General features: G+C 65.0%; 11 protein-coding genes. 5 read left to right on the forward strand and 6 right to left on the reverse strand.

Annotated elements, in window-relative coordinates; translation table 11 throughout:
- Nucleotides 1-64: 64 nt before the first annotated feature.
- From galU to AC2FM3_RS10740, 3 genes are all read left to right on the forward strand, one after another.
- On the forward strand, nt 65-958 hold the full coding sequence (gene galU, locus AC2FM3_RS10730; RefSeq protein ID WP_496681531.1) for a UTP--glucose-1-phosphate uridylyltransferase GalU: 894 nt from the start codon (nt 65-67) through the stop codon (nt 956-958).
- A gap of 72 nt (nt 959-1,030) precedes the next feature.
- Nucleotides 1,031-2,467, forward strand: a complete 1,437-nt coding sequence (locus AC2FM3_RS10735) for a mannose-1-phosphate guanylyltransferase/mannose-6-phosphate isomerase (RefSeq protein ID WP_496681533.1) — start codon at nt 1,031-1,033, stop codon at nt 2,465-2,467.
- 248 nt (nt 2,468-2,715) lie between these two features.
- Complete coding sequence (locus AC2FM3_RS10740) at nt 2,716-3,801, forward strand: DUF2793 domain-containing protein (protein WP_496681535.1); 1,086 nt, start codon at nt 2,716-2,718, stop codon at nt 3,799-3,801.
- Between the two features lie 33 nt (nt 3,802-3,834).
- Here the strand turns inward: AC2FM3_RS10740 and fcl are convergent, their stop codons facing one another.
- Both fcl and gmd read right to left on the reverse strand, forming a co-directional pair.
- Nucleotides 3,835-4,812, reverse strand: coding sequence for a GDP-L-fucose synthase (gene fcl, locus AC2FM3_RS10745; protein ID WP_496681538.1), 978 nt, complete (start codon nt 4,810-4,812; stop codon nt 3,835-3,837).
- Between the two features lie 10 nt (nt 4,813-4,822).
- On the reverse strand, nt 4,823-5,947 hold the full coding sequence (gene gmd / locus AC2FM3_RS10750; protein ID WP_496681540.1) for a GDP-mannose 4,6-dehydratase: 1,125 nt from the start codon (nt 5,945-5,947) through the stop codon (nt 4,823-4,825).
- Between the two features lie 161 nt (nt 5,948-6,108).
- Here gmd and AC2FM3_RS10755 point away from each other — a divergent pair, with 161 nt between their 5' ends.
- On the forward strand, nt 6,109-7,413 hold the full coding sequence (locus AC2FM3_RS10755; RefSeq protein WP_496681542.1) for a UDP-glucose dehydrogenase family protein: 1,305 nt from the start codon (nt 6,109-6,111) through the stop codon (nt 7,411-7,413).
- A gap of 10 nt (nt 7,414-7,423) precedes the next feature.
- On the opposite strand, the gene AC2FM3_RS10760 is transcribed toward AC2FM3_RS10755, so the two are convergent.
- On the reverse strand, nt 7,424-8,512 hold the full coding sequence (locus AC2FM3_RS10760) for a helix-turn-helix domain-containing protein (protein ID WP_496681544.1): 1,089 nt from the start codon (nt 8,510-8,512) through the stop codon (nt 7,424-7,426).
- Between the two features lie 142 nt (nt 8,513-8,654).
- On the opposite strand from AC2FM3_RS10760, the gene AC2FM3_RS10765 reads away from it, so the two are divergent.
- A complete protein-coding gene (locus AC2FM3_RS10765; RefSeq protein ID WP_496681546.1) occupies nt 8,655-9,671 on the forward strand; it encodes an Ldh family oxidoreductase in 1,017 nt (338 codons plus the stop codon).
- Here the strand turns inward: AC2FM3_RS10765 and AC2FM3_RS10770 are convergent.
- Genes AC2FM3_RS10770 through AC2FM3_RS10780 form a run of 3 tightly spaced genes read right to left on the reverse strand, consistent with a single transcriptional unit; the run spans nt 9,668 to nt 12,884 of the window.
- Complete coding sequence (locus tag AC2FM3_RS10770) at nt 9,668-10,693, reverse strand: trans-3-hydroxy-L-proline dehydratase (protein WP_496681549.1); 1,026 nt, start codon at nt 10,691-10,693, stop codon at nt 9,668-9,670. The genes AC2FM3_RS10765 and AC2FM3_RS10770 overlap by 4 nt on opposite strands.
- A gap of 7 nt (nt 10,694-10,700) precedes the next feature.
- Entirely contained in the window at nt 10,701-11,939 is a 1,239-nt protein-coding gene (locus AC2FM3_RS10775; RefSeq protein ID WP_496681552.1) for an NAD(P)/FAD-dependent oxidoreductase, read from the reverse strand.
- Nucleotides 11,940-11,954: 15 nt separating this feature from the next.
- The gene (locus AC2FM3_RS10780) at nt 11,955-12,884 is read right to left on the reverse strand and encodes a 4-hydroxyproline epimerase (RefSeq protein WP_496681554.1); all 930 of its coding nucleotides are present in this window, start codon (nt 12,882-12,884) and stop codon (nt 11,955-11,957) included.
- Between the last annotated feature and the right edge of the window lies 1 nt (nt 12,885).

Below are 12,885 nucleotides of genomic sequence, written 5' to 3' on the forward strand. Positions count from 1 at the left end.
CGGCCTAAGAGGGATCCCCGGCGGCAGTTTGTTCGCCCGCAGCGTATTTGATTTGTGAGGTATCATGTCACGAAAGGTCACCAAGGCGATTTTTCCGGTCGCGGGATTGGGGACCCGGTTTCTTCCCGCCACGAAATCGGTTCCGAAAGAAATCATGACGCTGGTTGACCGGCCATTAATACAATACGCAATCGACGAAGCCCGCGCGGCCGGGATCACGGAATTCATCTTCGTGACATCGCGCGGCAAGTCGGCGCTGGAAGACTATTTCGACCACAACCCCGTTCTCGAGGAAGAGTTGCGGGCCAAGGGCAAAGACAAGCTGCTGAAAACGCTGGATGCGACCAACATGGAAAGCGGTGCGATCGCCTATATCCGCCAATACAAGGCCCTGGGCCTGGGCCACGCGGTCTGGTGCGCACGACGTTTGATCGGCGACGAACCTTTTGCCGTGATGCTGCCCGACGACGTCATCGCCGCCGAAAAGCCCTGTCTGCAACAAATGGTCGAAGCCTATGAAGAAACCGGCGGCAACATGGTCGCCACGATGGAGGTGGCGCCAGAGCGCACCAGCGCCTACGGCATTCTGGACGTGGCCGAAAACGCCGGCACGGTGGTCCGCGTGCGCGGAATGGTCGAGAAGCCCAAACCCGAAGAGGCGCCCTCGAACCTGGCGGTGATCGGACGCTACATCATGGGTCCTTCGGTGCTGTACAACCTCAACCACATGAAGAAAGGCAGCGGCGGTGAGATCCAGCTGACCGATGCCATCGCCGAGGACATCGGCAACGGCGTGCCGGTCTTCGGCTATCGGTTCAAGGGCCAGCGGTTCGATTGCGGCTCGAAGGCGGGGTTTCTGCAGGCGACGGTGTCCTTCGCGCTGGCCCGCGACGACCTGCGCGACGACTTGGCCCGATACCTGAACGATATCGTCGCCACAGGCAAAGCCGCGCAGTGATGCACCGCGCCATACCTAGCCGTCAAACGGTGTAACCACCCAAATCACATCAAAAAAAGAGTGTTTTTAAACATGAGCAACGTCCATCCCGTCATCTTGTGTGGAGGCTCCGGAACCCGGCTGTGGCCGTTGTCCCGCAAGAGCTATCCCAAGCAATTCGTGCCGCTGCTCGGTGAAACCAGCCTGTTGCAGGATTGCGCTGATCGGATGCGGGGTCCGGCCGAGGCACCTTTTTCCAAACCCCTGATTCTGACCAATGAGGCCTTCCGTTTTGTCGTCACCGAGCAGTTGGCCGCTGTCGGAATCGACCCCGGCCCAGTGCTGATCGAGCCCGAAGGACGCAACACGGCACCGGCTATTCTGGCGGCGGCCCTGTACCTGCAACAGCAGGACCCGGACGCGCTTATGCTGGTGGCTCCGTCGGATCATGTCGTCCCGGACAAGGCCGCCTTCTTCGCCGCCGTCGAAAAGGGCGTGCAGGCGGTCGCACAAGACCGGCATCTGGTTACGTTCGGCATCACGCCGGACCGGCCCGAGACCGGCTATGGCTATCTGAAGCTCGCCACGACGCCGGACGCTTCGGGCAAGGCCGTCCCGCTGGACCATTTCGTTGAAAAACCCGATCTCGAACGCGCCCGCCAGATGGTCGCCGACGGGAATTATCTGTGGAATTCCGGGATCTTCCTGTTCGCCGTCCGCGACATCATTTCCGCCTTCGAAGCCCACGCGCCCGATCTGATCGACCCGGTTCGAGTCGCCGTTGAAAAGGCCAAGGCCGATCTGGGTTTCCTGCGGTTGGACCGCGACGCATGGGAGCCGATCGAAGACATCTCGATCGACTATGCCGTTATGGAGCGGGCCGACAACCTGAGCGTCGTGCCCTTCGCAGGCGGCTGGTCGGATGTGGGCAGCTGGTCTGCCGTGCAGGAACTGAGCAACCCATCCGAGGATGGCGTGGCAACCGCCGGCGAGGTGACGGCGATCGACTGTCGCAACGTTCTGATCCGGTCGGAATCGCCAGCCCAGGAAGTCGTGGCGATGGGACTTGAGAATATGATCGCCGTGGCCATGCCCGATGCTGTGCTGGTAGCCAGCATGGACAAGGCGCAGGACGTCAAGACAGCGGTCGCGGCCCTCAAGGCAAAGGGCTCCAAACAGGCTGAACAGCTGCCGGTGGACCATCGCCCGTGGGGCTGGTTCGAAAGCCTGGTCGTGGGCGACCGGTTTCAGGTGAAGCGCATCCATGTGCACCCCGGCGCCGCGCTGAGCCTGCAGTCACATCACCATCGGGCCGAACATTGGATCGTCGTCGAAGGCACCGCAAAGGTCACGATCGACGATAAGGTGCAGTTGGTGAGCGAAAACGAGTCGGTCTATATCCCGCTGGGCGCCGTGCACCGGATGGAAAACCCCGGCAAGGTGCCGATGGTTCTGATCGAAGTTCAGACCGGAAGCTATCTGGGCGAGGATGACATCATCCGGTACGAGGATGTCTATGCCCGCAGCTGAGCATCCCGGCGGATGACCCCAGGGGCGGCCCCATGGCGGCCCCTTTTTTTGTGCGGCCAACAGAATCACCTTGATGCGTCGCCGCCCTTAGTTGGCAACAAACCACACCATCGCCCCGATTTGTTTCGCCATTGGAAATCACCACTTTCGAATTTGTTTCCGTACCGTTCGCACGGGAAAGCGCGCATTGACCACAGGCAGGGCAGAGTGACGCGCAAAGCACTCACTGACCCGACAGCCCAAGGAGGATGCCCGCCGTGTCACAAACCACTCCCCGCCTGAACCTGCCCTTTCTGCAACCGTCTCAGGCGCAAAAACATGTCACCCACAACGAGGCCCTGCGTGAGCTGGATCTGGTCGTGCAGCTCAGCGCGATTGCGCTGAACGAAAACACCCCGCCTGCGGTACCCGCGCAGGGGGCGGTCTATGGATTGGGATCCGCGCCCACCGGCGCCTGGGCCGGGCACGCGGGCAAGCTGGCGGCCTGGCTGGACAATGGCTGGTATTTCGTGACCCCCAGAACCGGTTGGCGGATCTGGGATGAAACCGCCGGGCGGTTGAAGTCGTGGGACGGGAACGGCTGGATCGATCCGCCGGTCGAAACGTCCAACCTTGCGGGCATCGGTATCGCAACCGGCTATGACGGCACGAACCGTCTGTCGGTCCGCAGCCCGGCCACGCTGCTGACCCATGACGGGGCCGGGCATCAACTGAAGATCAACAAGGCCGCTGCATCCGACACTGCATCCCTGCTGTTTCAGTCCAACTGGACCGGCCACGCCGAGATGGGTCTGGCGGGAAACACCGACTTCTCGATCAAGGTGTCGCCGGATGGCGGCAGCTGGACCGAGGCACTTCGTTTGGACGCGGCCACGGGCACTGTGGCCGGGGCCGCAGTTCAGGCCAGCGCGACTGACGTGACCCCCGGCCGACTGATGCGGGCGGATTTTGGCTATGGGCCGGGCAACCTGCTGGGCGCAGTCAGCCAGTCCGGCGGCACACCGACCGGAGCGGTGATCGAACGCGGCGCCTCGGCTGACGGCGAATATGTCCGCTTTGCCGACGGCACCCAGATCTGCACAACAAGCCCTGCTGGGGTCGGCTGTATCGGCAATGCCGGCGCCCTATTTGCAAGCGCCACCCAAACCTGGACCTACCCGGTGCCCTTTGTCAGCGGCAGCACGCCTGCCGTCTCGGGCAGTGGCGGGGCCACGGGCCGGTTCCTCAGCCTTGGAGCCGCAACCGACAGTCAGGCCGACTGGCAGGTCTTGTCGACAATCTCGGACACAACGGCAATCGCGCCTGCACTGGTCGCAATCGGTCGGTGGATCTGACCTGCTCAGCCACCCGGCCTTCGGGCCGGGCCGCTACTTGGCGCGTAGGCCGTGCTCGGGCTGCTCAAGGAACCAGGCATAGGTCTGGCGAATGCCGTCCTCGAGCCCGATGCGCGCCGTCCAGCCCATCCTCGCCAGCCGCGAAACATCCATCAGCTTGCGCATCGTGCCGTCGGGTTTGCTGGGGTCCTGGGTGATCCTGCCCTGGAACCCCGTGACCTTGGCCACCAGCGCAGCCAGTTCCGCGATCGAGACGTCCTGCCCGAACCCGACATTGATGTGGCTCAGCATCGGCTGGGTGTTGGCCTCGTAGTCGGCTCGCGGCAAGTCCAGCACGAACAGAGACGCCTCGGCCATGTCATCGACATGCAGGAATTCGCGCCTGGGTTTGCCGGTGCCCCAGATCACCACCTCGTCCAGCCCGTCGCGCGCGGCTTCGTGAAACCGGCGGATCAGGGCGGGCAGAACGTGGCTGTTTTCAGGGTGAAAGTTGTCGCCCGGTCCGTACAGGTTCGTCGGCATGACCGAGCGGTAGTCGACCCCGTGCTGGCGATTGTAGCTTTCGCACAGCTTGATCCCGGCGATCTTGGCAACGGCATAAGGCTCGTTCGTGGGTTCCAGCACACCGGTCAACAGCGCATCTTCGCGCATGGGCTGGGCGGCCTCGCGCGGGTAGATGCAAGAACTGCCCAATTGCAGCAGGCGCCGCACACCGGCGGCAAAGGCCTGATGGATCACGTTGCACTCGATCATCAGGTTGTCATAGATGAAATCCGCCGGATAAGTGTTGTTGGCGTGGATGCCGCCCACTTTGGCGGCGGCAAGGATCACCACATCGGGGCGTTCGGCCTGCATGAAGTCGCGCACCGCCGCCTGATCGGTCAGGTCCAGTTCTGCGTGGGTGCGCGTGATCAGCTGCAGGTCCTCGCCCTGGGCCTGACGCGCCTGAAGACGGCGCAGAATCGCGCCTCCGACCATGCCGCGATGTCCGGCGATATAGACCTTTTGCATTTTCGCCCCCTCAGCCGTTTTCAAGGCTGACCGGCAGTTCATAGCCATGCTCTTTCAACAGGGCGTGGCGTTTGGCCGTTCTCAGATCTTCCCGGACCATTTCGGCGCACATTTCCCGCGCCGTCAGTTCCGGCTCCCAGCCCAGTTTTTCCTTTGCCTTGGTCGGGTCGCCCAGCAGGGTGTCCACCTCGGCCGGACGGAAATACTGCGGGTCGATGCGCATGATCACGTCGCCCGGTTTCACAGCCGGAGCGTCCTCGCCTTCGATCGCCGTCACCGTTGCAACCTCGTCGACGCCACTGCCGGAGAACTCGACCGAGATCCCTAGTTCGGCCGCCGACCATTCGATGAACTCGCGCACCGAATACTGCTTGCCGGTGGCGATCACGAAATCCTCGGGCTGATCCTGCTGCAGCATCATCCACTGCATGCGCACGTAGTCCTTGGCATGGCCCCAGTCGCGCAGACTGTCGATATTGCCCATGTACAAGCACTGTTCGAGGCCCTGGGCGATGTTGGCCAGACCGCGGGTGATCTTGCGGGTCACGAAGGTTTCGCCCCGGCGGGGGCTTTCGTGATTGAACAGGATCCCGTTGCAGGCATACATCCCATAGGCCTCGCGGTAGTTCACCGTGATCCAGTAGGAATACAGCTTGGCGACGGCATAAGGCGAACGGGGGTGAAACGGCGTGGTCTCGCGCTGCGGGATTTCCTGGACCAGCCCGTACAGCTCTGAGGTCGAAGCCTGATAGAAGCGCGTCTTTTTCTCGAGCCCCAGAAAGCGGATCGCCTCGAGCAGCCGCAGGGTACCGATTGCATCGACATCGGCGGTATATTCCGGCGCCTCGAAACTGACCGCCACATGCGATTGCGCACCTAGGTTGTAGACTTCGTCGGGTTGAACCTCTTGGATGATCCGGGTCAGGTTCGACGTGTCGCTGAGGTCACCATAGTGCAGGCGCAGTTTGGGGTTGGGCTCGTGCGGGTCTTGATAGATATGGTCGATCCGCTGCGTGTTGAACGAAGAGGCCCGCCGCTTGATTCCGTGAACTTCATACCCCTTGGCCAAAAGAAACTCTGCCAGGTAAGAACCGTCCTGTCCGGTGATCCCGGTAATCAGCGCCGTTTTCGTCATCGAATGCCTCAAAAATCCTAGGGGTATTTGGGTTTCGCTCCTAAAACAGCAAGACGAACCAGATTGCAAGCCGGTCCGGCAGACAGCCATTGAAACCGGCGGAAGATTCTCAGAATGTGTGCCCGCCCGCCACGGTGGGTACCAGAAAGGGATAGTGGACAATGCGTATTGCGATGATCGGCACCGGTTACGTAGGGCTGGTGTCGGGGGTGTGTTTCTCGGATTTCGGCCATGACGTGATCTGCGTGGACAAGGCCGAAGACAAGATTCGGATGCTGCAGGCGGGTCAGGTTCCGATCTATGAGCCGGGGCTGGACATGCTGATGGCCAAGAACGTGGCCGCCGGACGGCTCAGCTTCACCTCCGATCTGGCCCGGGCGGTCGATGGGGCCGATGCGGTGTTCATCGCCGTTGGCACGCCGACCCGCCGCGGAGACGGGCATGCCGACCTGACCTATGTGATGGCCGCCGCCGACGAGATCGCCCGCGCCCTGACCGGCTATACCGTGGTCGTCACCAAATCGACCGTGCCCGTGGGCACCAACCGCAAGGTTCACGAGACCATTTCTGCCGCCAACCCCGAGGCCGATTTCGACGTCGCCTCGAACCCCGAATTTCTGCGCGAAGGCGCGGCGATCGACGATTTCATGCGTCCCGACCGGGTCGTGGTGGGCGTCGAGAGCGACCGCGCCGCTCAGGTGATGGCCGACATCTATCGCCCCCTGTACCTGCGGGACTTTCCGATCCTGACCACCGATCTGGAAAGCGCCGAGATGATCAAATACGCGGCCAATGCCTTTCTGGCGACCAAGATCACCTTCATCAACGAAATCGCCGGCCTGTGCGAGCGGGTCGGCGCCGACGTCAAGGAGGTGTCGCGGGGCATCGGTCTGGACGGGCGCATAGGCAACAAGTTCCTGCATGCCGGTCCCGGATATGGCGGGTCGTGCTTTCCCAAGGACACTGCCGCCCTGGCGCGGATCGGCCAGGATCACGCCTTTCCCATGCAGATCACCGAGACGGTCATGCGGGTGAATGACGAGGTCAAGAAGCGCATGATCGAAAAGATCCGCGACGCCTGCGGAGACAGCTTCAACGGCAAGACCATCGCGGTGCTGGGCGTGACCTTCAAGCCCAACACGGATGACATGCGCGATGCACCCTCGCTGACCATCGTACCGGCGCTGATCGGCGGCGGCGCTCAGGTGCGCGTGGTCGATCCGCAGGGCCGCGCCGAGGGCGAGGCCCTGCTGCCAGGCGTAGTATGGGAGGACGACCCCTATGCCGCCGTGCGCGATGCCGATGCGGTCGTGCTGCTGACCGAATGGAACGAGTTCCGCGCTCTGAACCTGTCCCAGATGGCCCGGGCGATGAAATCCCCGCGGATGGTCGATCTGCGCAACATCTACGCCCGCGAAATGGCGCTGAAATCGGGTTTCGACACCTATGTTGGCGTAGGCCGCTAGGCCCGCCGCATCACAGCGCCGCCGCCCAGACGCGGTACCGCCCCTGCCCAGTCACCTCGCGGATCAGGCCGCGGCTGGTGAACTTGTCGAGATTGCGCTGCACCGCCGCGCGCGAGGCCTGCGTCAGTTGCTCGGCCAGCGGCGCCGAAACCATGGGCCAGGCGGCCAGAACGTCGATCAGAACCGGCGGTGTCCGGCCGCTCAGATCATCGGTCGCGGCGCGAGCGCGCGACTCCCAGGCGCTGACGCGATCCAGGTGTAGCAGGGCGGCCAGCGCCGCCTGCCCCGCGCCGCGCACCCACGCGCCCAGCTTGTCTTCGGGCGCTCCTGCGCTGCGCAACGCCCCCGGCCCCGACAGCGCCAGCGGCATGAACAGCGCCCCACCCCGCCCCATCGTGGCCGCGTGGCGAGCAGCGATGACAGCGGCCTCGGTGTCCTGACCCATCCCTTGCGACAGCGCGCGCCAGGCGTGAAAGGCGATGGCCGACTGGGTCACCGGGTGCAGATCGGCGGCAGAGTCCATCACCTCGGCCAGATCGGCCACGGCCTCGGGCACCTCGTCGATGCCCTGCGCCATCCGGTCCAGAAACGCAGCCAGCCCGTGCTGCCAGCCCCCGTCGGACGGACCGGCCCCTGAGGTCAGCCGCCGCACCGCCCAGCCCGCCCGAAACAGGGCCTGTACGTCGTCGCCGGTGGCTCCGATGCGCAGCCCGGTCCACAGTGCCAGCCGGTCGACGCTGATCCGATCGCCGGTCCACCAACCCAGATCGGACACGTCCATCAGCGCCAGCCGATGCGTCCAGCCCGCCGGACCCGCCCGCAACCGTTCGTCCAACGCGCCGAAGGTCAGGGTCAACTCGGCCAGGTCCTGCGCCACGGCGGCCTGCGCCGCGCGCCACTCGCGCGGATCGAACAGCAGGCGCCGGTCCGCCCGGGGACCGGGCGGCAAAAGATCCTCGACGGCCGGGTCGCTGTCGGGGGGCAGAAACCACAGGTCCTCGTCTTCCGGGGGATCGACATCATAGATGCTGCGCGGGCCGGCAAAGGGCTCGTCCTCGTCGGGGTCGGGGGAATGCGGTCCTGACATCATGACCTGCATTCTTCGGCGATTTTCAACGCTTCACAAGAGGGCCGGCGGCATTTCCGCCCAGCGGTGCCGGTGCTGGCGGTTATCGGGTTGAACAGGTCCGAGCTTCCCCGTTACCCCTTGGGCGACCAAAATCAGCCCAAGGGGACAGAACATGAGCGAAACGGTAGGGCTGACGCCCGAGGAAATGACCGATCTGAGCCTGAAGGTCCTGACCGATGTGGGCTATGGCCCCGACCACGCGCAGGCGATTGCGCGGATGCTGACCACCTGCCAGATGGATGATTGCCAGTCGCACGGGTTGTTTCGCCTGTTCATGTGCGCCCAGACCATGCAGGCCGGCAAGATCGACGGCCATGCACAGCCCGAGGTCACCTCCTCGGACAATGCCATCGTGCGCGTCGACGCGCGGGGCGGCATGTCGTTGCTGGCATTCCAGACCGGCCTGCCGCATCTGGTCGACAAGACCCGCACCCACGGGATCGCGGCCATGGCGATCAACCGCTGTTTTCATTTTTCGGCCCTGTGGCCCGAGGTCGAGGCCCTGTCGGCCGAGGGGCTTGCGGCCATGGCGATGGTGCCCAGCCATTCCTGGGTGGCCCCGGCCGGGGGCACGCGCGGCAGCCTGGGCACCAACCCGCTGGCCTTCAGCTGGCCCCGCAGGGGCAAGGACCCGTTCACCTTCGACTTCGCCACCAGCGCCTTCGCCCGCGGCGAGATCGAGCTGTACAAGCGCGCGGGCAAACCCCTGCCCGAAGGCGTGGCGATCGACAAGGACGGCAACCCCACGACCGACCCGCAAGCGGCGCTGGACGGCGCGATGCTGACCTTCGGCGGCTACAAGGGCTCGGCCCTGTCAATCATGATCGAGCTTCTGGCCGGCCCTCTCATCGACGACCTGACCAGCCTGGAGAGCATGGAATTCGCCCAAGGAACAGGCGGCGCGCCATACCACGGCGACATCATCATCGCCTTCGACCCCGACCAGTTCAGCGGCGGGCGGCGACAGGCCAACGACGCGCGGGCCGAGCGCCTGTTTGCCGATATCCTCGATCAGGGCGCGCGCCTGCCGTCGCAGCGCCGCTTTGCCGCCCGGGCGCGTAACACCGCCCGGGGATATGCCGAGATTCCGACGCAACTTTACCGCGACCTGCTGGCCCTTCTGGACTAGGCGCCCCAGGTGTCGCGCAGGCGGTAACCTTGCGGCCAGGGATCGTCCGGGTCCAGCATGTGCTGGTGGATGCCGGTGATCCATCCGCGACCCGAGATCTCGGGCAGGATGGCGGCGCGGTCGCCAACATGGGTTGTGCCCAGTATACGGCCGGTAAACCGCGAACCGATGATCGAGACGGCCTCGAAGCTCTGGCCCGGCCGCATCTGCCCCCGCGCGGCCATCAGCGCCATGCGGGCCGAAACGGCGGTGCCGGTGGGTGAGCGGTCGACCTTGCCGGGCTGGATCGCCACCGCGGATCGGCCGGTCAGGCCGGTTTCGGTTTCGGCCAACGGTCCGCAGAAGGCGCAAAACGAAATGTGGTCCCAATCCGGGATCTCGGGATGCGCAAAGCCCAGCTGCGCATTGGCGGCATAGGTAATCGCCACCCCCAAGCGGGCGATGTCGGCGGCCTCGTCCTCGGTTATGCGCAGCCCCAACGCTGCGGCGTCGACCACGACGAAACTGTCCCCGCCATAGGCGGTGTCCACCGTCAGGGTCCCCAGCCCTTCGACTTCGAGCGGCGCGGCGAGGCGGTCGGCAAAGCTGGGCAGGTTCTGCACGAAGATCCGTTTGGCCTTGCCGTTGCGGCATTCGGCCCGCACCCGCACCAGCCCGCCCGGCGCCTCGAGCGTCAGGTGGGTCTCCGGCTCGGTCATCGGCAGGATGCCCCCGTCCAGCAGCACTGTCGCCACGCATATCGCGTTCGAGCCGGACATGGGCGGCGTGTCCTCGGGCTCCATGATGATGAAGGCGGCGTCGGCATCGGGGTGTTTGGGCGGCACCAGCAGGTTGACATGACGGAACACCCCACCGCGCGGCTCGTTCAGCACGAAGTTGCGCAGGGTCTGGTCACGGGCGATGAAGTTGCGTTGCGCCCAGATCGTGTCGCCCGGCGGCGGGGCGACACCGCCGACGATCACATCCCCCACCTCGCCCTCGGCATGGGCCGAGATCACGTGGATGGTCTTGCTGCTGCGCATCACCCGCTCAGAACCGGGTGGCGGCGAAGGGATCGACCGGGATGGCCGGGTCGGTGCCGTCGACCAGCGCGCCCACCAGTTCGGCGGTGCCGGCCGACTGGGTCAGGCCCAGATGGCCGTGCCCGAAGGCATAGACCAGGTGCCGCGATTTCGGAGACCGCCCGATCACCGGAATGCTGTCTGGCAGCGAGGGGCGGAATCCCATCCATTGCGTCCCGCCTTCGGTCTTCAACCCCGGCAGGAACTGGCGCGCCTTGTTCAACAGGGTATCGGCGCGTTTGAAATTGGGCGGCAGGTCAAGCCCGCCCAGTTCGACCGCACCACCGATGCGAACACCGCCGTTGATCTTGGTGGCCACGAAAGCATGCCGCGAGAACGCCAGGTGCAGCCGCAGGTCGAACGCGCCCGGCGGCAGGGTCGTGTTGTAGCCGCGCTCGGTCTCCAGCGGAATCCGGTCGCCCACCGTACGGGTCAGGTGGTGCGACCATGCGCCCGCGGCCACCACGACCTTGCTGGCATCCGCCGCCCCCTGATCGAAGCGCACCCAGACGCCCGTGTCCGACAGCTCCAGCGCGCGCACGGGGCGCGTCTCGATCACCCCGCCACGGTCGCGGAACACCTGCGCCAGATGCTCGACCCAGCGTTTGGGATCGACGGTATTCCACCAGTGCGGCGTGAACCCGGCATGGGTAAAACGCGGGCTGAGCCCGGGCTGGATCTCAGCGATCGCTTCGGGGCTTTCCAGCAAGTCGAAGGCGATGCCATGCTGGCGACGCAACTCCCACGTGGGCAAAGCGGCACGGAACTCGGCCGCGCTTTCGTACAACTGCAACTGCCCGTCACGCTGCATCATCGCCTCGCCACCCGTATCGGCGATCTGCCGTTCGGTCGCGGCCTGGCACAGGCGCATCAGGCTGGCCTGCGCGGCGACCAGCGTTTGATACCGGCTGGGGCGACTGGCCCGCCAGAACCGCCACATCCACGGCGCGATCTGCAGGGCATAAGCGGGCGGGATCGACAGCGGCCCCAACGGATCGAGCAGCCATTTTGGGGCCTTCTTCATGATCCCGGGGGTGGCCAACGGTTCGACTTCGGGGAAGGCGAACGCTCCGGCGTTACCCGCCGAACTGCCCGCGGCCACGCCTTCGCGGTCCAACACCTGCACGGCGTAACCCCGACGCTGCAGCTCAAGTGCCGCGCTGATGCCGACCACGCCGGCACCTATAACGATGACGTCTATCTTCATGTGATCTCTATTTTTTCATGTGATCGCTATACCCGAACGGAATGCATCGGCGGGATCAAAAATCAAGCGGCTTTCGGCCATCACGAAAGCCTGACCGGTGATCGAGGGGATCACCCCGCCGTTCGGACCAGGCTGATAGGACAGCCGATAGGGGCTGCCGATGACGCTGGCCTGCACGATTTCTTCACCGGGCGCCAAGCGCCCGTCGGCCGCCAGACACGCCAACCGCGCCGAACTGCCCGTGCCGCAGGGCGAGCGGTCATAGGCGTCATCGGGGCACAGAACGAAGTTTCGGCTGTGGACGTCGGGGGCCGGCGCGGCCTCCTGAAAAATCACATGGTCGATCGGCTCTCCGGCTTCGCCGCCGATACCCGCGGCATTGGCCGCACGGCGGATGCCGACGCCCAGGTCGGTCAGGGCTCGGATATTCGCGGGCTCGACCGGCACCGGGCTGGGATCGACGATGAAGAACCAGTTGCCGCCATAGGCGACGTCACCGGTCACCGTGCCGTGGCCCGGCACCTCGATCTCGACCGCGCGGGCCACGCGGCGGCTTTCGACATTCGTCACCGTCACCGTGTGCGCGTCGTGCAGCCGGACCGAGACCACCCCGGCCGGTGTCTCGATCCGATGCGTGCCAACCCCGATCCGGCCCAGATGCGCAAGCGTCACGGTCAGCCCGATCGTGCCGTGCCCGCACATGCCAAGCACCGCATCCGCGTCGAAATAGATCACCCCGGTCACGCAGTCCGGGTCGACCGGCGGCACCAGCAGCGCCCCCACCATCGCCGGCTGGCCGCGCGGCTCGCGCAGGACCGCGTGGTAGAAATCGGCGTGGTCGCGGGCCAGCCTCCCGGCCCGGTCGGCCAGCGGGCCGCTGCCCAGATCCGGCCCGCCCTCCAGGATCACCCGCGTGGGTTCGCCGCCGGTATGGCTGTCGATCACA

The organism is Ruegeria sp. BHSB172 (assembly GCF_059613165.1).